The sequence below is a fragment of the Pseudomonas capeferrum genome (genome assembly GCF_013523055.1).
GTDB lineage: Bacteria > Pseudomonadota > Gammaproteobacteria > Pseudomonadales > Pseudomonadaceae > Aquipseudomonas > Aquipseudomonas capeferrum_A.
The window spans coordinates 14,548-34,948 of record NZ_JAAMQM010000005.1 but is presented as its reverse complement, the minus strand read 5'-3'; the positions used below and the strand labels follow the sequence as shown (position 1 = coordinate 34,948).

The window sequence follows — 20,401 nt, the reverse complement described above, 5'->3', positions numbered from 1 at the left end:
GCTTTGAAGACTCAGATGTTGGCGTCCAGGAAGGCCGCCAGCTGAGACTTGGACAATGCGCCCACCTTGGTCGCCTCGACGTTGCCGTTCTTGAACAGCATCAGGGTCGGAATGCCGCGCACGCCATGCTTGGCTGGGGTTTCCTGGTTCTCGTCGATGTTCAGCTTGGCGACGGTCAGCTTGCCTTGGTAGGTGGTAGCGATATCGTCCAGGACTGGAGCGATCATCTTGCATGGGCCGCACCATTCAGCCCAGTAGTCGACCAGCACCGGGCCTTCGGCCTTCAGTACTTCGGCCTCGAAGCTCGCGTCGGTGACGTGTTTGATCAGATCGCTGCTCATGGAACTCTCCAGGTCGTAAGCAAAAAAACGTTGTCCATCATAGCCGCACCCGACTCCTACAGGAAGTCGCGCTCGATTGAGTGTAACTATAGTTGTGCAACACAGCGCAAATCGAAGCTGTCACATAAGGGTCATAGTACTCCAGGCACATTGCTGTGCATCAAACCAAGACGTGTCATGCGTTGGCGGCAGCCATGGATCGTGGCACGATTGCCGGGTTATCGACCGAGAACATCCAGATCATGCCGCATACCAAAGCGAAGAACCTGTCCCTTATCGCCGCCATCGACCTTGGCTCCAACAGCTTCCACATGGTCGTGGCCAAGGCCCACCACACCGAGATCCGCATTCTCGAGCGCCTGGGGGAGAAGGTTCAGCTGGCCGCCGGCATCAACGAAGAGCGTCAGTTGAGCGAAGAAGCCATGCAGCGCGGCCTCGACTGCCTCAAGCGCTTTGCCCAGCTGATCAACGGCATGCCGGCCGGCTCCGTGCGCATCGTCGGCACCAACGCCCTGCGCGAGGCCCGCAACCGCGCGGGCTTCATCCAGCGCGCCGAAGCCATTCTCGGCCATCCGGTGGAGGTGATTTCGGGGCGCGAGGAGGCTCGCCTGATCTACTTGGGCGTTTCGCACACGCTGGCCGACAATCCTGGCAAGCGCCTGGTCGCCGATATCGGCGGCGGCAGTACCGAGTTCATCATCGGCCAGCGTTTCGAGCCACTGTTGCGCGAAAGTCTGCAGATGGGCTGCGTCAGCTTTACCCAACGCTACTTCCGCGACGGCAAGATTACCCCGGCGCGCTACGCCCAGGCCTACACCGCCGCGCGCCTGGAACTGATGAGCATCGAAAACGCCCTGCACCGCCTGACCTGGGACGAAGCCATCGGCTCCTCCGGTACCATCCGCGCCATCGGCGCCGCGATCAAGGCCGGCGGCCTGGGCAATGGCGAGGTCAATGCCGAGGGGCTGGCCTGGGTCAAGCGCAAGCTGTTCAAGCTCGGCGAGACCGACAAGATCGACTTCGACGGGGTCAAGCCCGACCGCCGCACCATCTTCCCCGCAGGCATGGCCATTCTCGAGGCGATCTTCGATGCCCTGGAGCTCAAGCGCATGGACCATTGCGATGGCGCGCTGCGCGAAGGTGTGTTGTACGACCTGCTGGGCCGTTATCATCACGAAGACGTACGGGAGCGCACCCTGGGCTCGCTGATGGACCGCTATCACGTCGACAAGGACCAGGCCACGCGCGTCGAGCGCAAGGCGCTGCATGCCTTCGATCAGGTGGCCAAGGCCTGGGACCTGGAAGCGGGCAACTGGCGCGACCTGCTGGGCTGGGCAGCCAAGGTGCATGAGGTCGGCCTGGACATCGCCCACTACCATTACCACAAGCATGGCGCTTACCTGATCGAACACTCCGACCTGGCCGGCTTCTCTCGTGAAGACCAACTGATGCTGGCGCTATTGGTCCGCGGTCACCGCCGCAACATCCCTCGGGACAAGTTCGCCGAATTCGGCGACCTGGGCGTCAAGTTGATCCGCCTGTGCGTTTTGCTGCGCTTCGCCATCCTGTTCCACCACATTCGCGGCACCCAGCAGATGCCAACCGTGGCCCTGCAGGCCGGTGCCAACAATCTCGACGTAGCCTTCCCCAAGGGTTGGCTGGAGAAGAACCAACTGACCCAGGCCGATTTCGCCAACGAGGCGGAATGGCTGGCCCGGGTCGGCTTCGTCCTCAGCGTACGCTGAGGACCGGGTTGCTCAGGCGCTCCAGCAGAGTGGCCTGGGCATTGCGCGGGTTCTGGTTGCCGGTCGGCGTGCTGCGCACGTAGCGACCGTCGGGCTGCAGCGTCCAGGCGTGGGTGTTGTCGGTAAGATAGCTCTCCAACTCCTTCTTGACCCTCAGCACCAGCTTCTTGCCCTCTACCGGGAAGCAAGTCTCGACACGCCTGTCCAGGTTGCGCTCCATCCAGTCGGCGCTGGAGAGGAACATCTGCTCTTCACCGCCATTGAGGAAATAGAACACCCGGGTGTGTTCCAGGAAGCGACCGATGATCGAGCGTACCTGGATATTGTGCGAAACCCCCGGGATCCCCGGGCGTAGGCAGCACATGCCGCGCACCACCAGATCGATACGCACACCGGATTGGCTGGCCTTGTACAGCGCGCGGATGATCTTGGCATCGGTCAGCGAGTTGAACTTGGCGATGATGTGCGCCGGCTTGCCCTCGAGCGCGAACTGGGTCTCCCGGGCGATCATGTCCAGCATGCCTTTCTTCAAGGTGAACGGCGCGTGCAGCAGCTTCTTCATGCGCAAGGTCTTGCCCATGCCGATCAGCTGGCTGAACAGCTTGCCGACGTCCTCGCACAGCGCATCGTCGGAGGTCAGCAGGCTGTAGTCGGTGTACAGCCGCGCGTTACCGGCGTGGTAGTTGCCGGTCCCCAGGTGGGCGTAACGGACGATCTCGCCCGCCTCACGACGCAGGATGAGCATCATCTTGGCGTGGGTCTTGTAGCCGACCACACCGTAGATCACCACCGCGCCCGCCGCTTGCAGGCGGCTGGCCAGCTGCAGGTTGGACTCTTCGTCGAAGCGCGCCCGCAACTCGATCACCGCGGTGACTTCCTTGCCGTTACGCGCCGCGTCGACCAGCGCGTCGACGATCTCCGAGTTGGCCCCACTGCGATACAGGGTCTGACGCACGGCAAGCACGTGCGGGTCCTTGGCCGCCTGGCGCAGCAGATCGATCACCGGGGTGAACGACTCGAACGGGTGCATCAGCAGGATGTCCTGCTTGCTGACCACGCTGAAGATGTTGTCGGCGTTTTGCAGCAGTTTAGGGATGCCCGGCGTGAATGGGGTGTACTGCAGCTCGGGATGGCTGTCCAGGCCCGTGATGCTGAACAGGCGGGTCAGGTTGACCGGACCCTTGACCTGATACACCTCGTTTTCGCTGAGGTTGAACTGCTTGAGCAGGTAGTCGGACAGGTGCTTGGGGCAGGTATCGGCCACTTCCAGGCGCACGGCGTCACCATAGCGGCGCGAGAAGAGCTCACCGCGCAGCGCCCGGGCCAAGTCCTCGACGTCCTCCGAGTCCAATGCCAGGTCGGCGTTTCGAGTCAGACGGAACTGGTAGCAACCCTTGACCTTCATGCCCTGGAACAGGTCATCGGCATGGGCATGGATCATCGAGGACAGGAACACATAGTTGGCGCCCGGTCCTCCCACGTCCTCGGGGACGCGAATCACGCGAGGCAACAGCCGCGGCGCGGGAATGATTGCCAGACCCGAGTCTCGCCCGAAGGCGTCGATGCCTTCGAGCTCGACGATGAAGTTGAGGCTCTTGTTGACCAGCAACGGGAACGGGTGTGTAGGGTCCAGGCCGATCGGCGTGATGATCGGCGCGATCTCGTCACGGAAGTAGCGACGCACCCAGGTCTTGAGCTTGGTCGTCCAGTGGCGACGACGGATGAAACGAATCTGATGCTTTTCCAGCTCCGGCAGCAGAATGTCGTTGAGGATCGCATACTGGCGATCGACCTCGGTATGCACCAGCTCGCTGATCCGCGCCAGCGCCTGGTGCGGTTGCAGGCCGTCGGCACCTGCCTGCTCACGCGCGAAGGTGATCTGCTTCTTGAGACCCGCCACGCGGATCTCGAAGAACTCGTCCAGGTTGCTGGAGAAGATCAGCAGGAATTTCAGCCGCTCGAGCAGCGGATAGGACTCGTCCAGCGCCTGTTCCAGCACGCGAATATTGAACTGCAGCTGCGAGAGCTCGCGATGAATGTACAGACTGCTGTCGTCGAGACTTGGAATGGCGATGGCCGGAGCCGGCACGGGGAGCGCCGGCGCAGCCTCGACCAGCGCCTCGGGCACAGGGACCTGCGCCAGGTCCGGCGGTGTCTGCACCGACTGCTCGGGCAACGCCTGGGCGTCCTTAATCTCGACAGGGGTTAGCACTTCGTTATTCATCTGGTGTTCCCGTAGGGCGTTACTGCCCTCTCAACAATTGAGCGGCACGAGCGGCGAAGTAGGTCAGGATGCCATCGGCGCCTGCCCGTTTGAATGCGGTCAGGGACTCGAGAATGACGGCTTCGCTGAGCCAGCCATTCTGGATGGCGGCCATGTGCATGGCATATTCCCCGCTCACCTGATAGACGAAAGTCGGGACCTTGAACTCGGTTTTCACACGATGGACGATGTCCAGGTAGGGCATGCCAGGCTTGACCATGACCATGTCGGCGCCCTCGGCGAGGTCCATGGCCACTTCATGCAGGGCTTCGTCGCTGTTGGCCGGGTCCATCTGGTAGGACGCCTTGTTGGCCTTGCCCAGGTTGAGTGCCGAGCCCACCGCATCGCGGAAGGGGCCGTAGTAGGCACTGGCATACTTGGCGGAATACGCCATGATACGCACATTCACATGGCCGGCCAGCTCGAGCGCCTCGCGGATCGCCTGCAGACGGCCGTCCATCATGTCCGAGGGCGCCACGACCTGGGCGCCTGCCTCGGCATGCGACAAAGCCTGGCGCACCAGGGCATCCACCGTGATGTCGTTCTGGACGTAACCCTCTTCGTCGAGGATGCCATCCTGACCATGGGTGGTGAAAGGATCGAGGGCGACGTCGGTGATCACTCCCAGTTCCGGGAAGCGGGCGCGCAGCGCGCGAGTGGCGCGTTGGGCGATACCGTCCGGGTTCCAGGCCTCGGCACCGTCCAGGGACTTGTTTTCCACTGGCGTGACCGGAAACAGTGCAAGCGCCGGAATCCCCAGCTCCACCCACTGTTGCGCCGCTTCCAGCAGGAGGTCGACCGACAGCCGCTCGACGCCGGGCATCGACGGCACTTCCTCGCGACGATTTTCACCGTCCAGCACGAACACGGGCAGGATCAGGTCATCGACGGTCAGAACGTTTTCACGAACCATGCGACGGGAAAAATCGTCACGACGGTTGCGGCGCAGGCGGGCGGCAGGGAACAGACGGTTGGCGGGGGTAAAGCTCACGGCAGACTCCTGAGCCCGCGCAGGCGGGCTAGCGCGACAGTTATAAGCGCCCATTATGACGCCTGTGTGACAGGCGAAAGCAACTTGCGACATGTAGACGCAGGCATTCTCCTCGCACGAATTGTTCACGTCGAGACACATTTGGACACTTTCACGAACGCGCGCGAAGGGGTAGGCTGCGCGTTCATTTCGCCAGCACCCTGATCATGCTTCAACAATTCCTGCAGGATTTCGGCTACTTCGCCCTTTTTCTCGGCACGTTTTTTGAAGGTGAGACCATTCTGGTTCTCGCGGGCTTTCTTGCGTTCCGTGGATACATGGATATCAATCTGGTGGTAGTGACGGCCTTTTTCGGCAGTTACGCGGGCGACCAGCTCTGGTACTTCATGGGCCGACGTCATGGCCGCGCCTTGCTGGCGCGCAAGCCACGCTGGCAGCTGCTGGGCGATCGTGCCCTGGAGCATATTCGCCGTCATCCCGACATCTGGGTACTGGGCTTCAGGTTCGTCTATGGCCTGCGCACGGTGATGCCGGTGGCCATCGGGCTGTCCGGCTATCCGCCCCGACGCTATCTGCTGCTCAACGGCATCGGCGCGGCCGTCTGGGCGCTGGCGCTTGGCGCGGCGGCCTATCATTTCGGCGCCATCCTCGAGGGTCTGCTGGGCAACGTGAAGAAGTACGAGCTCTGGGTGCTGGGCGCCTTGCTGGTGCTGGGCGCCCTGCTTTGGCTGCGGCGACGCTTCCGCGCCGCGCGTGCCGATCGCAAGGCGGTGGCACAGGCCACCGATGAACAATCGTCATCCAGCCAGGACTCCGACAGGCCCTGACCCTTCGCTCATAGAACAAACGCTAACTCATTGATTAGCAGGACCGCCGCTCCCCCAAGGTATATATCGTCCCTCAGGGCTTTGTTCTCTGCGCGACAGCCGTAGTCCGGCGGACTGGGCGATCTCCTACCTGTCCAGCGTCAACGCCCGGCGTTCACTCTCGAGCGAGTGAACATGCCGCTGATGTCATGTTCAAAACACATGATCATATCTGCCAGACTAGAGACATACGACGCCCGACATTGGAGAAATGGACATGAAAAAGAAAGTTGCGGTGATTCTTTCCGGCTGTGGCGTGTATGACGGCGCCGAGATCCACGAAAGCGTGATCACCTTGCTGCGCCTCGATCAGCGCGGAGCGCAGGTGCAGTGTTTTGCGCCCGATGTCGCCCAGATGCATGTGATCGATCACCTGACCGGCGAAGAGATGCCGGAGTCCCGCAATGTCCTGGTGGAGTCGGCGCGCATCGCTCGCGGCCAGATCAAGGACGTCCGTGAGGCGGATGCCGCCGAATTCGACGCACTGATCGTCCCCGGAGGCTTCGGGGCAGCCAAGAACCTGTCGGACTTTGCTACCAAAGGCGTCGAGTGCGTCGTGAATCCTGACGTCCTGGCCCTTGCGGAAGCGTTCGCGGAAGCGGGCAAGCCGGTTGGCCTGATCTGCATTTCGCCTGCCCTGGCGGCCAAGATCTACGGTCCCGGAGTGGTCTGCACCATCGGCAACGACGCTGACACCAGCGCGGCCGTGGTGAAGATGGGCGGTACCCATGAGGAATGCGATGTCCATGACATCGTCGAAGATACCCAACGCAAGCTGGTGACAACGCCGGCCTACATGCTTGCCCAGTCCATCAGCGACGCGGCGGGCGGCATCTACAAGCTCGTGGATCGCGTCCTGGAACTGACGCACGAAGGCGATCAATAACCTTCCACAAGCTGCCCGGGAGCTGCGCCGCGGCTCCCCTGTTCCTTGGAAAGACCTAACGGGCCAACCGGGTCAGGATACGATCCAGCGAGTTGGCGAACGCCTGCTTTTCGCGCTCTCCATAAGGCCCCTGCCCGCCTCCCGCCTGGCCTTGTTCGCGTAGGTCGGTAAAGAGATTGCGCACCGCCAGGCGATCGCCCATGTTGCGTTCGTCGAACTCGCGGCCACGCGGGTCGAGCGCGGCGACGCCTTTCTTGACCAAGCGGTCCGCCAACGGCACGTCACTGCAGATCACCAGATCACCGGGCACCGCGTGTTCGACCAGATAGTCGTCCGCCGCATCCATGCCGCTGGGCACGACGATCAGTTGCACGCAGGCGAATGCCGGTTTGATCTGGGCTTGGCCAGCCACGAGCAGCACCTCGAACTTGCGCTTGAGCGCGAACTTGACCACTTGGTCCTTGGCGGCCTTTGGGCAGGCGTCTGCATCGATCCATACACGCATGGGAAATTTCCTGGGAACAGTTGCATGCAAGGATGGCCTTGGCCGCCTTGCGGGTAAACCGGTTCCTAGTATCTGCTTCGGGCAACCACACTTCAAATTCTCCGAACGCTTCCTGGCGCGCGCTATGTCACGCGTGCCGCGCCCTTGGCTTGCGCACTCAGGAAAATCGCCACCGCAAAGCCCTTGCGGCGACCGTCGTCGAAAATTCCATGGGAAAAATTTCGTCTACCGGGGGCGATTCCTACAGCCCAATAGATTTTGACTGATGGCACAAGCAGAGACATCCGAAGCCAAAAGGCCACTATTTTGCCTGCAAAAGCGTTTATACTGCCGCCCCCCTCGCGAGGCGAGCGGGCAAACGGCACCTCTCGAGAAGAGGATTTGACGACAGTCAAAGGGAATTGCCGCCCCGCCTCGGCGGCATTCATTCACTCAGGGAAGATGATCTTCGATGGTATTCCGCGCCCTCACCCTGGCGACCCTTGTCGCTGCCCTGCAACTGACCGGTTGCTCCGCCTTCCGCAGCTACGACAGCGAGTTGCAGGAAACCAATCAGCACCTGACATCCGGCAATGTCGACGCGGCGCTGGCCCTTCTCGAGCAGAACAACAAGAGCGACGACAAGGACCTTCTCTACTACTTCGAGAAAGGCGAGCTGCTGCGCTCCAAGGGTGACTACACCGGCAGCCAGGCCGCCTGGCGTGCCGCTGACGACGTGGTCTTCAAGTGGGAAGAGTCGGTCAAGCTGGATACCGCGAAATACCTGAGCCAGTTCGGCAGCTACCTGGTCAATGACAAGGTCCGCCGCTACGAAGGCTACGACTACGAAAAAGTCATGCTGACCACGCAGATGGCCTTGAACCTGCTTGCCCAGAACGACTTCGACGGCGCTCGCACCGAGATCAAGAAGACCCACGAACGCGAAGCGGTGATCGCCGAGCTGCGCGACAAGGAGTATCTCAAGCGCGAGGAAGAGGCCGAGAAGGAAGGTGTACGGACCCAGTACAAGGACCTCCAGGGCTATCCCGTCGCAAGCCTCGACGCACCGGAAGTGGTCAGCCTGAAGAACAGCTACCAGAGCGCCTTCAGCCACTACCTGTCCGGCTATGTCTATGAAGCGCTGGGCGAAAAGGGCCTGGCCGCGCCGGGTTACCGCAAAGCGGCCGAACTGCGCCCCAACATCCCGCTGCTGGAGCAGGCGCTGCTCGATCTCGACAAGCGTAAAGGCAAGGCGAGCGACAGCGATGTACTGATCGTGGTGCAAAGCGGCCTGGCGCCGGCACGCGACTCTGTCAGAATCCCCCTGCCCTTGCCCATCGCCGGCAACCTGGTCATCACGCCCCTGTCCTTCCCGGTCATCAAGGAAGACGCTTCCACCGGCCTGATCAGCGAAATCCAGCTCGACAGCAGCCCGCTCGCCCTGACCTCGCTCAACAGCATCAGCGCCATGTCGCGCCGCGCCCTGCGTGACGACATGCCCGGGATCATCCTGCGCACCAGCGTGCGCGCCATCAGCCGCGGTGTCGCGCAGAAGAAGCTCAACGAAGCCAGCCCCCTGGCAGGCCTGGCCATGGGCATAGCCTCGGTCATCGTCGAAGGTGCCGACACACGTACCTGGCGCACGCTGCCCAACGAGACGCAGGTCGTGCGCGTCCGTCTCTCGCAGGGTGAACACCTGTTGAGCCTGCCATCCAGCCAAGGTGGCAACAAGATCAAGGTGAAGATCGACCGCCCTTACCAGGTCATCGCCCTGCGCGTGGTCGGCCAACAGGTGTTCGCCGGCGGTCCGGCCGTCCAGGTCGAACCACGCGTCCAGGCCCAGGCCATTGCCACTCTCAAGTAATTTTCAAGGATCGATATGCGCAAGACCTTCCTCGCCCTCATTGCAGCCGCCGCCCTGGCCGGCTGCGCTACTCCGCCGCCGCCAGCGCCTGGCAGCGCCGCCAGCAAGGTGGTGACCATGGGCAAGCTGAGCGACATCGACATCGGCCCGATGCGCGTTGCCCGCGAAAACGGCTTCATGACCGTGAAGGCGTCGCTGACCAATACCAGCCGCAGCAACCGGACGATGTACTACCGCTTTGCCTGGCTGGGCAACGACGGTTTCCCCGTCGCCGCTGAAGAAAGCTGGAAGACCGTGACTCTCTATGGCAAGCAGGCGACCGTGCTGCCGGCCATCGCCCCGGTTCCCCAGGCCACCGACTTCCGCATCGAAGTGCAGACCCAGTAACTTTTCGCAGGATCATCATTCATGTTCGCACGCATCTCCATCGCCGCTCTCACCATCGCCCTGGTCAGCGGTTGCAGCACCTCCTCCCCTGTCCTGGGCAGCAAGAACATCGGCTACGGCGACACCAAGGCCGTGGAACTGGTGACCAACGAGTTCGGTTCCACCGACCTGCAGATGATCGCCGAGAGCATGACCCGCTCCCTGGCCCAGTCTGGCGTACTGCATGCCCGCCCGGTAGTGCAGGTCTACGACGTGAAGAACAAGACCAGCGAGTACATCGATACCCGCGAAATCACCACCTCGATCAAGACTCAGCTGATGAAGTCCGGCACCGCCCGCTTCGCCAGTGACAACAGCGACATGCAGAGCCAGGTCGACCAGCTCAAGCTGCAGAACCAGACTGGTCTGTACAAGAAGAATACCGTGGCCAAGACCGGCAACATGATCGCAGCCCAATACCGCCTGGAAGGCTCGATCAGCTCGATCGTCAAGCGCAGCAGCGACTACAAGGACGTGTTCTACAAGTTCAGCCTGCAACTGATCGACGTGGAAAGCGGCCTGTCCGAATGGATGGACGAGAAAGAAATCCGCAAGACCACGGAGCGCTGATCGATGCGTACATGGATGGCAATCATCGGCCTGGCCTGCGCCTTCGGCGTGCAGGCGGCGCCAAAGGTCGCGGTCACCGACCTGGCTTATCAGGAGCGGGTCGAGCAGTACATTCACATGGTCTCGGCGCAGAACAGCAGCCAGGCCGGGATGTACCACGCGAGCAGCTCATCGAGCTACAACGAGTTCGAGAGCAGCCAGAGCTACATCGAGCAGACCGAACTGCGCAAGTTCAGCGGTGACATCAAGGGCGAAATCCTCAAGTCCGGCATGTTCCAGCTGGTACAGGGCACGCCGTATACGGCCGCTGCCGGCGAAGACGTCTATGACGTCATCAAGCGCATCAAGAACGGCGCCTTCAAGGGCGCCGACTTCGTGCTGTTCGGGACGCTGTCGGACATCGACTTCCAGCGTGACATCACCTCGATCGACAACACCAACAGCTACTCGGCCATTCTCGGCCTGACCCTGGTGGCCGATTTCAGCCTGATCAACACCCGCACGTACGAAATCACCTCCGCCTTCACCGCCATGGGCGAGGGGCAGGACACCAAGCTGGTCAGCAGCCAGGACGTGCGGGTGAGCCTCAACCGGCCGAAGGTGGTGCGTGAAGTGTCCAAGGAGCTCGGCCTGGATGTGGCCAAGCAGCTGGGCGAGCAACTGGTTGGCGTAATGCCGCCGGAACAGCGCCCGATACCACGCAACAACCTGCCGCCGGATGAGCCGGCGCGCATTTTGCGATAATCGACAGATAGAAAACTCAACGCCCAAGGAGACAGGACTTGGGCGTTCTTTGCATGCGAGTCGAATTAGCCGCGATCAAAATCACTAATTGCTCAGTTTAATTAACTGGCCGCCTATTAGGTATGACCTCCCACCTCTCGTATCTCCACTATCTTTTCACTGGGATAGATGTAAAACGACACTCGATTACCTCCGCTGACGCGAACCTCATGCAGGCCAGTGCCTTTATCTAGGCGGGTATATTTCATGTCACCCACCAGCTCTGCGGCAGTTTTCGGATGATACCCATTATCGCCAATTAGACTTTTAAAATTTTCGTATTTTTCTTGCTCACTCTTATGCAATTCCTTCGTAGACCTTATTTTATCCTCCCGCAATGTCCACTTAGTGGGTGCGTTTGAAGCAGCCTTCGCCTTAGATGAGGATTTTTTGCTGCTTTCAGGCGAAGGGCCTTGTGAGTCTCTGGCATAAGAGGCTCGTCGCTTTGATTGCTTTAACCCTGGCCCTGACTTAGGCCTATGAGGCATATGACCTGTAGGGTCAATCCTATTTATCGGGTCGCCAGCACAATATGCATACGCATTCAGCCCACCGTTTCCAAATGGGCTCCAACTGTCCGCGCTATTAAACCGCATGAGCATGGGATTGTACTGACGAACACCAGCCCCGAGGGTATAGTGCCCCGTCGTACTATCTCTAGGTTGGCCGTTGAACCCTGGAACTATACGACTATCGTAGACCAATGGGTTAAAGCCATAAGGCGTATAGGCAAGCACTACCCGCTGCTTCCGTGTCTGGCCTTTGATAACGGATAACTGCGTATCGACGACGAGCAAGAGGGCTTCTCTACCGAAGCCTTTAATAGTCATTTGCGCGCAAAGGAGTTCAGGATCACCCACAATAGTATGATAGATCTCATTGCGCACTTGCGTTACTAGATAATTCTCACGGTAGAAGTAATGAGAAGAAGGTACCATTTGACCCTGACAGTGATGGCTCATTGACAGACTTCCGAAGCTATTTCCTATAGCTTCCTCGGTTTATCGTAGGCGTGCTACTGACAAAAATGATAGGACTGAAGCCCTGAACAGACTCAAGGCAACCTTTTATCGTCTGAAGTGGCGCTCTATCCTATGCCTAGCGACAGAAACCTACTCTATCCCTATCCGCTTCCTGGCAGCCGCCAGTTGCTCTCGCATCTAGTGAAGTGGCATCACGCGCTGACACCAGATGCTCCGTAACCTTGGCGACAAAATGAGGATTTCCTGAAGAGAGTGCCCGCATGATTCAGGCAGATTCACTGATGTGCGTTTTACGCAACTGCCCCAGCAGTGAACCAAGCTCACTCTCGGGCAGTCGCGTACCGTTTCAAAACCTTCTTTTCATGCCTTGTTCCATGTCATTCACCAGAGCCTTGGCGAAGGCGCTAAGAATACGCGCAGCACTGCCCGCCAGGCGGTCGCCCTCCATTTCCGCCTTGAGAGTCAGGTGCCGGATGCAACCCAGCAGCACCGATAGCTCGTCGAAAGCATGATCGAAAGGAACGTCAGGGCGTATCTGGAACAACGTCGAGAAGGTCTCGACACCTGTCATGGTGCATGTCTTTGCCTCATCGCTCATCTCGTCACGCCTCGGCCCATCAGAGTCGGGCCAGGGCGTGCTCGATGAGCGTCCTGGCCATTTCGGCAGAGTGCGAGGCGTTGGACAGCATTCCCAGGCCATGCTTGCCCGCCTGCGAGCGGCAGTGTTCTTCAATGGTCTGCGTGACGCCGCATAGCAGCTCGCTGGCCAGGGCCAGGGCGTCGGGCGGGATGAGGTCGCTGTGGATGGAGAAGTAGGGATTGGTGATGAGCGTGAAGGGTGGGTCTGGCACGAGCTTTTTCATGATTGAGCTCCTTTCTATCAGCTTAGGAACTGCCTTCCTCCTCGTCTCACGGAATTGGGTGGCAGTCGTACGCGGAGTGAGACCCGGGACACATGAATACCGGCCAGGCTAAAGCCTGCCCGCGCACGACCACCATAAAACAGTGCTATCACATGACCCGGGTGTCTCACGCCCGATCGCCCGAAGGCGACTCGACGACCTTAGCCCTGAGGCATTTCCCCGGCAACACGGAAGCGTCTGTAAAGCACGTAGGATACTTCCCAAGTTGCGCCAAACAGAAGCCTCACAGCAGTAACTTCGGAAAACAGCTACGTCCTGAACGGATGCCATAGCTAAAGAGGGATCTACGGGTTGACTCATTTCCATTCAGTTAACGGAATAAAGGAGCCGTAGCTTATCTGTCATCTCGCAGGTCTTCTGTGAAGCTCATGGCCTCGTCGCGGGACAAGCCCGCTCACCACTGGGCCATGTTGACTTACATCGAACATATTTCCTGACACCGCGCACCGTGGTGAGCAGACTTGACCCGCGACGCTCGCCACTGGGCCATGTTGACCTTACATCAAACATATTTCCTGACACCGCGCCCCGGTGGTAAGCGGGCTTGACCCGCGATGCTCACCACTGGGCCATGTTGACCTCACATCAAACATATTTCCTGACACCGCGCACCGTGGTGAGCAGACTTGACCCGCGATGCTCACTACTGGGCCATGTTGACTCACATCGAACATATACATATTTCCTGACACCGCGCCCCGGTGGTGAGCGGGCTTGACCCGCGACGCTTACCACTGGGCCATGTTGACCTTACATCGAACATGCTTCTTGACACCGCGCACCGGTGGTGAGCGGGCTTGACCCGCGACGAGGCCATAAGCCTCACAGAACGTCTCAAGGGCCAAAGCCATCTGGCCAATGACAGCAGGCATCGCTCAATGACTGTCCTGAGCCCCCCCTTGCCATCCCCCACCCAACGCCAGGAACACGCCAATCTGCCCCATAGCCACCTGGCTATTCGCCGCCGCCAGCTGCCCACGCATTTCGGTATAGGTCCGGGTCGCCTGCAGGTCCGCCAGGAATGATTCACGTCCCGCCTGGAAGTACCGGTGAGTCTGGTCCGCCGCTTCCTTGGCAGAGCGCTCAGCCTCGGCCAACGCATCACGCCGATCCAGCAATGCGCTGTACTGCGCCAGGCGGGTCTGGGTCTCTCGAAGGGCGTTGAGCACTACCCCATCGAAATGTGCCAGCGCCGCCTGCGTCGAAGCTTCAGCCTCACGAATTCGCGCACGGGTGCCATTGGTAGGAATGGTCCAGCTCACCAGCGGACCAAAACCCCAGCGGTTGGTCGACGGCTCGCCAAGGTTCTCAAGGATGCCGATGGTGCCCACTTGGGCACCAAAGCTGATATTCGGATACAGCGCGCCGGTGGCCACGCCGATGGTGGCGGTGGCGCCAGCCAGCTGGCGTTCCGCCTGGCGCACATCGGGGCGGCGCTTGAGCAGCGCGGCGCCATCGCCGACCGGGACCAGTTGGCCAAGGTGCGGGAGCTCGGCGCATTCGGCCGTGCCAGCTGGCAGTTGCTCGACCGGCTTGGCCAGCAGCGCAGCAAGGGTATACAGGCCGGCTTCACGCTCAGCCTGGAAGCGCGGCAACTCGGCACGCAGCGACTTGAACTGGGTCTGCGAACGGGTTACCTGGGTTTCATCGCCACGGCCTGCATCACGCAGGCGCTGGTTGAGCTGCACGCTCTGCTCCTGCAAGCCCAGCGATTCACGGGCGATGTGCAGTTCTTCATTGGCCGAACACACCTGGGTGTATGCCTTGACCACATCGGCCACCAGCGTGATGCGTGCGGTATCCGCCGCAGCCTGCACAGCATCGGCATTGGCCTGAGCCGCTTCGGTACCGCGCTTGAAGGTGCCCCACAGGTCGAACTGGTAGGAAGCACTGATGATCGCCTCGCCGATGTTCGCCACCGGCACTTTTCCTGGCTGCAGGAAGGCTTCGCCAGACTCCTGCAAGCGCTGCGCCGTGGCCTTTGCGCCACCACCGAAGCCGCCTTGCGACTGGGCCACTTCAAGCTGTGCGCGGGCCTTGGCGATGTTGGCCGCAGCCACGCGCAATTCGGTATTGGCGCCCAGGGCCTGGCGCACCAATGTGTTGAGTCGCGGGTCCTGATACAGCTGCCACCAGTCTTCCGGCACCGGCGCCGAGACGACGCTATCGGCATCTTGGCGCAGCTGGCCTTGCAGGTCACTGCGCTGTACCGCCGCATCCTCGGGCACGTGGTAGTCCGGCCCGACCATCTGGCAGGCGCCCAGTGACAGGCTCAAGCCCAGCAGCATCAGGCGTTTCATGGACGCTGACCCTCGAGGATCGAGACCGTCGCGGTGCGCCCGGCGATCATGCGGAAGTCTTCCGGCACTTCGTCGAAAGCGATGCGCACCGGGATACGCTGGGCCAGCCGTACCCAGCTGAAGGCCGGATTGACGTTGGGCAGCAGATTGGCGCCACTGCTGCGGTCGCGGTCTTCGATACCCGCGGCCAGGCTCTCCACGTGGCCACGCAGACGCGTGTCATCGCCCATCACGCGAATGTCCACGGCGTCGCCGATATGGATGCCGCTGAGCTTGGTCTCTTCGAAATAGCCATCGACGTGGTACGAGGCGCTGTCGACCACCGACAGCACGGCCCGCCCAGCGGTGACGAACTCGTGGGCCCGTGGCGCACGGTCATTGAGGTAGCCGTCCACCGGGCTGCGCACCACCGAGCGGTCGAGGTTGAGCTGGGCGCTGTCGACAGCCACCTGGGCTTCGTTCACCGCCGAGCGGGCGCGGGCCTCGCGGGACTGGCTCTCCTCGAGCTGCTCGGCCGCCACCAGGTTGCCCAGCCGCTTGTTGCGACGGGCTTCACGGGCAGCCTGGGCGAGGGTCTCCTGACGCTCGCTCAAGGTCGCCTGGGCATGGCGCAGGGCCAGGCTGAAGCGGTCCTGGTCGATGGTGAACAGCACGTCGCCGCGCTTGACCACCTGGTTGTCACGCACCGTCACTTTCTGGATCAGGCCCGAGACATCCGGAGCGATCTGGATCACGTCGGCGCGGATATGGCCGTCGCGGGTCCAGGGAGCGAACATGTAGTACACGACCATCTGCCAGACCAGTACGGCCGCGAAGGTCACCACCAACAAGGTCAGGACCACACGGCCCAGGGTCAACAAAGGTTTTTTCATGGCAGCATCAGGCTTCGGCAAAAGTGATCCACCGCACCAAGCAGTACGGCGTACAGGGCAACGTTGAACAGCGCCCGGTGCCAGACCAGGCGGTAGAAATGCAGGCGCACCAACACGGCGTGCACGCCCAGGAACAGCAGGTAGGTACAGACCATCATCACCAGCAGCGTGGGCAGGAAGACCCCGCTGATATCCAGTTCTCCGATCACAGTGGGGCTCCGTCGATGCCTTGCGGCAGTTGCGGTTGTTCGCTCGGCTCGAGCATCACTTCGACACCAGGAAGCAGCGCCAGGCGCAGGCCGCTCAAGGCGTGCAGCAAGTGAACGCGGGCATCGCCGCGATCGTGCAGGTCATCCAGCGCCAGGCCCTGGCGCGCGCGCTCCATGTTGCGCAGCAGCGCCGCCGGGGCGTGCAGGCGTTCCCCCGCGCGCAGGCACTGGGCGTAGTGAGCGCCGACTTCCTCGATGACGGTCCGCAGGCGCTCGCGAGCCTGCTCGCCGACTCGCGGCATGTAGGCCTGTAGGTCGAGCAGGTTGAGGCCCACGCGCAGGTCGCGCAATGCCACGCCGCTGTCCTGGCCGGTCTGCGACAGGCGTGGCAGATGCTGCATCAGGCGGTCGAGCATCTGCACGCCGACATGGCGCTGTTCGGCGAGGGTTGCCGGCTGGGTCATCTCGACGATGTCGCGCCAGGCAAAGCGGGTCATGCGCTTGGCGGCCAGCTCGACACCGAAGGGGCGTACCACCAGGGTCCAGATGAAGGCGAACAGCAGCCCTGCGGGGCCGGCCAGGTTGGCGTTGAGGAAGGTGAAGAAATCCGCGTCGTAGGCGCCCTGGATGCTGATGAAGGTGGCGGTGTTGACGATGGTCAGCAGGGTCCCGAGGTAGAAGCGCGGTTGCACGGTCAGGGTGCCGACGCAGATGAACGGCACGGCGAAGGCCAGTACCAGCATGGGGAAGTCATGCAGGTTGGGCAGCACCAGGAACAGGTACAGGCTGGAGAAGATCACCGACAGCATGGTCCAGAAGAAGAACCGGTAGATCTGCGGTGCCGGGTCGTCCATGGCGGCGAAGAAACTGCAGGCGACAGCGGCGAGGATGACGGCACTGGCGCCGTCGCTCCAGCCCAGGCCGATCCACAGGCCGCAGGCGACGATGATCGCGATGACGGTGGAAAATACCGAATAGAGCATCAGGCCGCGGTCGAAGAACGGCGTCAGGCGACCCAGGCGCCAGTGGCGGTAGGCCGCGCGCCAAGGGGTGGCATCGTCCGTGCGCAGGGCGTGCTGGAGAGTGCAGCAGTCCTGCCAGAGGTCGACCCATTCGGTGAGGCGGTAGAGGGCGTTGGACAGCAGCAGTTCGGGGCGCTGGTCGAGTGCGGCGGCGCTGGGCTGCAAGCGCTCGAGCTGATCGCGCAGAGCGGACCAGCGGGCTATCGAGGCGTCGTGGGCGCTGGCCTGTAGCCATTCGCGAGCCTTGGTCAGCAGCGGCTGGATCTGCGCGAATCGCTCTGGGGCTCGACCTTGCAGAGCGACCAGAGCGTCATCCAGGGCATCGATCACCGGCAGCAGGTGGATCATCCGCCCACGCAATTCGCGGGCGTTCTTCAAGGTGTGCGGGCCCGCGCCCTCGTGACCGAGCTGACCGATCATCAACTCCAGGCTGTTGAACGTGGCGACCATCGAGGCACGCAGGGTGCCCACCTTGTCGGTCTCCACATCGCGGGCAAGGTAGGTATCGCTGTAGCGGATCGCCTCGTTGAACCAGTTGCCCGTGGAGCCCACCACTACCGGCGCCAGCCGACGTGGCCAGAAAATCGCGCCGACCACCGCCGCGCAGACGATGCCCAGGCAGATCTCCTGAGCCCGGGACGACGCCACGTCGAACACCGCCAGCGGGTTGTCCACGACCGCCAGAGCGATCATCGGCAGGGTATAACCGGCCAGCATCAACACATAGTTGTTGGCCGTGCGCAGGTTCAGCGAGAGGAACAACAGGGTCCCGGTCCACAGGGCGATGGCGATCGACAGAAGCAGCGGCGACTGCACCAGCGGCGGTATCAGAAAGATCGCCCCGCCGGCACCGAGCAAAGTGCCCAAGGCACGGTACAACGCCTTCGAGCTGGTAGGGCCGACGAAGGGGCTGGAGACGATATAGACCGTCGCCATCGCCCAATACGGACGTGGCAGCTGCATGAGCAGGGCGATATACAGGGCGATCATCGACGCCGCGAAGGTGCGTACGCCATAGAACCAGTCGCGCGCGGGAGGGACCGAGCTGAAGAACCCGCTCATGCCGTCGTCCCGGGCGTACGCTGGCTGGCTTCGCCAAAGGCATGGATCACCCGCAGCGTGGCTTCGAGATCCGCCTGGTCGATGCCCTGCAAGACTTCACGACGCAGACTCACAAGCTTGGCCTCGATCGACTCGGCCAAGGCTCGGCCTTCGGCAGTCAGGCTCAGCGCCTTGGCGCGCCGGTCGAGCGGATCCTCGCTGCGGCAGACGAAGCCTGCCCTGCAGAGTTGATCGAGCAACCGTACCAGGGAGGGGCTTTCCATACCGGCGGCCTGGGCGACCGCCACCTGATGCACGCCATCACCGAGACGCACGATCATCAGCAACGGCACGGCACAGGCTTCGGAGATTCCATAGTGGGTCAACGTCGTCTGACAGATCCGCCGCCAGTGGCGGGCGGCAACGACCAAGCCGCTGCTGACGTTCAGTTGCAGTGCATCGAGGGACATGAAGAGGACCGGGCAGATTCATAGTTTGCTAACTATCTATATTACTGCCAACCCTCCCCCTGTCGTCAACCGGAGGTGATGAATGCAGGGCGTCTTGTCGTGAGATGCACAACGCCTGCTTAGGGGGCTTCACCGGTGGATGTTAGGGCTTTTGAGTTCAGCCCCGTGGGCGTTCTTCGGATACCGCCCAATAGGTCGCTTGGCTCTGTAAAAAGGAGCCTGTGGGCCAGAACACATTGGGCTGGCTGAGACAGCCTTAAGCAAGAATGACGAATGTTTTGCGGGGCAACAGGAATACAGCTGCCAATCTGGGCGTAACTGGAAGCATTTGCAGTCATGCTGCAAGCCTGGATTCTCCTGTAGAGCTTTCACAGGTATATCGCTTAGAGCACTGAAAGCCCTGCAGTAGACAGTTCCAAGATCAAACGAGTTTTCCGTCAACAGCCATCCTTAGGGAAAACCTTTTCTAACTGAAAAGAAAAATTTGTAGGAATTTAATCTACTCTTAATGTTTGCTTATGATGAATACGTATCCGTAAAAACCTATAAAAAAGATACAGTTATGATGGCTTTGGACTTCCCGGCTTTACAAGCTGGATAAAAACCTAATAGCGGACGAAGCTATACACTTTGGAAATGCAGTAAAGATCTTAAAAAATTATCATGTCGGCGAACTCCACAAAGCTGAAAATGTTTTAAGGGTGATCTCAAGCTTTGAAGGTGCAGATTATAAAAATACTTTTCTATTTGATCATGATGGCCCTCATTTTCTGTTGAGCAAGGAAGAGCTCAACACCAACATAGTCGAAGAAATTTTATCCATATTGCATAAGAGGCACAAGTGAAAAGGAATATTACATAGCTCTAGCTCTAGCTCTAGCTCTAGCTCTAGCTCTAGCTCTAGCTCTAGCTCTAGCTCTAGCTCTAGCACTTGCACTTGCACTTGCACTTGCACTTGCACTTGCACTTGCACTTGCACTTGCACTTGCACTTGCACTTGCACTTGCACTTGCACTTGCACTTGCACTCATGATTTTCGGAGAAATCCTCACCATTTATAGCGACGTGTATACTGCAAAACTTCCAGGGAAATTTCCAGATGCCCCTAGCATGTTTCTTAAACCTATGATTTGGATTTCTATCGCTGGGATTAGCTTGGTTTTTTCTTATTGGTTTGGTTATCAAGCCACAGGCAACATTTGGATGGTAACAGTGGCATCTTTAACCCTACTACTGATATTGGAGCCCATCGTAATCTATGCCATGCTCAAAGAATCCCACAACGGGGCGCGATTATAGGGTTCGTGCTGAGTGCCGCAGGAATAATTTCAACAGTAACCTTATAATTAATTGGGTATCATA

General features: G+C 60.4%; 19 protein-coding genes. 7 read left to right on the top strand and 12 right to left on the bottom strand.

All coding sequences use genetic code 11. The features are described from left to right. Positions 1–11: 11 nt before the first annotated feature. Positions 12–341 (bottom strand): thioredoxin TrxA, encoded by a 330-nt coding sequence (gene trxA, locus G7009_RS07110; RefSeq protein ID WP_181129208.1) that lies wholly within the window; start codon positions 339–341, stop codon positions 12–14. A 242-nt stretch (positions 342–583) separates the two neighbouring features. Here trxA and ppx point away from each other — a divergent pair, with 242 nt between their 5' ends. Continuing rightward, a complete protein-coding gene (gene ppx, locus G7009_RS07105) occupies positions 584–2,086 on the top strand; it encodes an exopolyphosphatase (protein WP_181129497.1) in 1,503 nt (500 codons plus the stop codon). Here ppx and ppk1 read toward each other — a convergent pair. Both ppk1 and hemB read right to left on the bottom strand, forming a co-directional pair. Beyond that, complete coding sequence (gene ppk1, locus G7009_RS07100) at positions 2,073–4,310, bottom strand: polyphosphate kinase 1 (RefSeq protein WP_181129207.1); 2,238 nt, start codon at positions 4,308–4,310, stop codon at positions 2,073–2,075. The two genes, ppx and ppk1, sit on opposite strands and share 14 nt — an antisense overlap. Before the next feature lie 19 nt (positions 4,311–4,329). Continuing rightward, positions 4,330–5,340 carry a porphobilinogen synthase gene (hemB, locus tag G7009_RS07095; protein WP_181129206.1) on the bottom strand — a complete coding sequence of 337 codons (1,011 nt, stop codon included), beginning with the start codon at positions 5,338–5,340 and terminating at the stop codon, positions 4,330–4,332. 203 nt (positions 5,341–5,543) lie between these two features. On the opposite strand from hemB, the gene G7009_RS07090 reads away from it, so the two are divergent. Together G7009_RS07090 and elbB are read left to right on the top strand one after the other, a co-directional pair. After that, on the top strand, positions 5,544–6,167 hold the full coding sequence (locus G7009_RS07090) for a DedA family protein (protein ID WP_308813318.1): 624 nt from the start codon (positions 5,544–5,546) through the stop codon (positions 6,165–6,167). A 256-nt stretch (positions 6,168–6,423) separates the two neighbouring features. Then, positions 6,424–7,092 (top strand): isoprenoid biosynthesis glyoxalase ElbB, encoded by a 669-nt coding sequence (elbB, locus tag G7009_RS07085; RefSeq protein WP_181129204.1) that lies wholly within the window; start codon positions 6,424–6,426, stop codon positions 7,090–7,092. 55 nt (positions 7,093–7,147) lie between these two features. On the opposite strand, the gene G7009_RS07080 is transcribed toward elbB, so the two are convergent. Continuing rightward, positions 7,148–7,597, bottom strand: coding sequence for a YaiI/YqxD family protein (locus G7009_RS07080; protein ID WP_181129203.1), 450 nt, complete (start codon positions 7,595–7,597; stop codon positions 7,148–7,150). Positions 7,598–8,048: 451 nt separating this feature from the next. Between G7009_RS07080 and G7009_RS07075 the strand changes: the two genes are divergently transcribed. From G7009_RS07075 to G7009_RS07060, 4 genes are read left to right on the top strand one after another with little or no spacing between them, the layout of a single operon-like run. Then, the gene (locus G7009_RS07075) at positions 8,049–9,440 is read left to right on the top strand and encodes a COG3014 family protein (protein WP_181129202.1); all 1,392 of its coding nucleotides are present in this window, start codon (positions 8,049–8,051) and stop codon (positions 9,438–9,440) included. A 15-nt stretch (positions 9,441–9,455) separates the two neighbouring features. After that, a complete protein-coding gene (locus G7009_RS07070; RefSeq protein WP_181129201.1) occupies positions 9,456–9,827 on the top strand; it encodes a YcfL family protein in 372 nt (123 codons plus the stop codon). Positions 9,828–9,848: 21 nt separating this feature from the next. Continuing rightward, on the top strand, positions 9,849–10,436 hold the full coding sequence (gene lpoB, locus G7009_RS07065) for a penicillin-binding protein activator LpoB (RefSeq protein ID WP_181129200.1): 588 nt from the start codon (positions 9,849–9,851) through the stop codon (positions 10,434–10,436). A gap of 3 nt (positions 10,437–10,439) precedes the next feature. Beyond that, positions 10,440–11,180 (top strand): penicillin-binding protein activator LpoB, encoded by a 741-nt coding sequence (locus G7009_RS07060; RefSeq protein WP_181129199.1) that lies wholly within the window; start codon positions 10,440–10,442, stop codon positions 11,178–11,180. Between the two features lie 116 nt (positions 11,181–11,296). Here the strand turns inward: G7009_RS07060 and G7009_RS07055 are convergent, their stop codons facing one another. The 8 genes from G7009_RS07055 to G7009_RS07020 form a co-directional block, all read right to left on the bottom strand. After that, the gene (locus G7009_RS07055; RefSeq protein ID WP_181129198.1) at positions 11,297–12,181 is read right to left on the bottom strand and encodes an RHS repeat-associated core domain-containing protein; all 885 of its coding nucleotides are present in this window, start codon (positions 12,179–12,181) and stop codon (positions 11,297–11,299) included. 367 nt (positions 12,182–12,548) lie between these two features. Next, positions 12,549–12,800 (bottom strand): DUF3077 domain-containing protein, encoded by a 252-nt coding sequence (locus tag G7009_RS07050; protein WP_181129197.1) that lies wholly within the window; start codon positions 12,798–12,800, stop codon positions 12,549–12,551. Positions 12,801–12,819: 19 nt separating this feature from the next. Beyond that, entirely contained in the window at positions 12,820–13,065 is a 246-nt protein-coding gene (locus G7009_RS07045; RefSeq protein ID WP_181129196.1) for a hypothetical protein, read from the bottom strand. Between the two features lie 935 nt (positions 13,066–14,000). After that, positions 14,001–15,425: an efflux transporter outer membrane subunit gene (locus tag G7009_RS07040; RefSeq protein WP_181129195.1), complete on the bottom strand. Its 1,425-nt coding sequence runs from the start codon at positions 15,423–15,425 to the stop codon at positions 14,001–14,003. Beyond that, a complete protein-coding gene (locus G7009_RS07035; protein ID WP_181129194.1) occupies positions 15,422–16,297 on the bottom strand; it encodes an efflux RND transporter periplasmic adaptor subunit in 876 nt (291 codons plus the stop codon). Before G7009_RS07035 ends, G7009_RS07040 begins: the two co-directional genes overlap by 4 nt. Continuing rightward, positions 16,294–16,506 (bottom strand): DUF1656 domain-containing protein, encoded by a 213-nt coding sequence (locus tag G7009_RS07030; RefSeq protein WP_008096887.1) that lies wholly within the window; start codon positions 16,504–16,506, stop codon positions 16,294–16,296. Before G7009_RS07030 ends, G7009_RS07035 begins: the two co-directional genes overlap by 4 nt. Beyond that, on the bottom strand, positions 16,503–18,590 hold the full coding sequence (locus G7009_RS07025) for an FUSC family protein (protein WP_181129193.1): 2,088 nt from the start codon (positions 18,588–18,590) through the stop codon (positions 16,503–16,505). Before G7009_RS07025 ends, G7009_RS07030 begins: the two co-directional genes overlap by 4 nt. Further along, complete coding sequence (locus G7009_RS07020; protein ID WP_181129192.1) at positions 18,587–19,039, bottom strand: MarR family winged helix-turn-helix transcriptional regulator; 453 nt, start codon at positions 19,037–19,039, stop codon at positions 18,587–18,589. The genes G7009_RS07025 and G7009_RS07020 overlap by 4 nt, the downstream gene beginning before the upstream one ends. Between the last annotated feature and the right edge of the window lie 1,362 nt (positions 19,040–20,401).

Bases quoted from the DNA above. Each gene is read 5' to 3' on its own strand.
- elbB (WP_181129204.1), top strand. From the start codon at position 6,424: ATGAAAAAGAAAGTTGCGGTGATTCTTTCCGGCTGTGGCGTGTATGAC.
- G7009_RS07040 (WP_181129195.1), bottom strand. From the start codon at position 15,425: ATGAAACGCCTGATGCTGCTGGGCTTGAGCCTGTCACTGGGCGCCTGC.
- G7009_RS07025 (WP_181129193.1), bottom strand. From the start codon at position 18,590: ATGAGCGGGTTCTTCAGCTCGGTCCCTCCCGCGCGCGACTGGTTCTAT.
- G7009_RS07070 (WP_181129201.1), top strand. From the start codon at position 9,456: ATGCGCAAGACCTTCCTCGCCCTCATTGCAGCCGCCGCCCTGGCCGGC.
- G7009_RS07055 (WP_181129198.1), bottom strand. From the start codon at position 12,181: ATGAGCCATCACTGTCAGGGTCAAATGGTACCTTCTTCTCATTACTTC.
- G7009_RS07035 (WP_181129194.1), bottom strand. From the start codon at position 16,297: ATGAAAAAACCTTTGTTGACCCTGGGCCGTGTGGTCCTGACCTTGTTG.
- G7009_RS07060 (WP_181129199.1), top strand. From the start codon at position 10,440: ATGCGTACATGGATGGCAATCATCGGCCTGGCCTGCGCCTTCGGCGTG.
- G7009_RS07045 (WP_181129196.1), bottom strand. From the start codon at position 13,065: ATGAAAAAGCTCGTGCCAGACCCACCCTTCACGCTCATCACCAATCCC.
- G7009_RS07080 (WP_181129203.1), bottom strand. From the start codon at position 7,597: ATGCGTGTATGGATCGATGCAGACGCCTGCCCAAAGGCCGCCAAGGAC.
- trxA (WP_181129208.1), bottom strand. From the start codon at position 341: ATGAGCAGCGATCTGATCAAACACGTCACCGACGCGAGCTTCGAGGCC.
- ppk1 (WP_181129207.1), bottom strand. From the start codon at position 4,310: ATGAATAACGAAGTGCTAACCCCTGTCGAGATTAAGGACGCCCAGGCG.
- ppx (WP_181129497.1), top strand. From the start codon at position 584: ATGCCGCATACCAAAGCGAAGAACCTGTCCCTTATCGCCGCCATCGAC.
- lpoB (WP_181129200.1), top strand. From the start codon at position 9,849: ATGTTCGCACGCATCTCCATCGCCGCTCTCACCATCGCCCTGGTCAGC.
- G7009_RS07050 (WP_181129197.1), bottom strand. From the start codon at position 12,800: ATGAGCGATGAGGCAAAGACATGCACCATGACAGGTGTCGAGACCTTC.
- G7009_RS07020 (WP_181129192.1), bottom strand. From the start codon at position 19,039: ATGTCCCTCGATGCACTGCAACTGAACGTCAGCAGCGGCTTGGTCGTT.
- G7009_RS07075 (WP_181129202.1), top strand. From the start codon at position 8,049: ATGGTATTCCGCGCCCTCACCCTGGCGACCCTTGTCGCTGCCCTGCAA.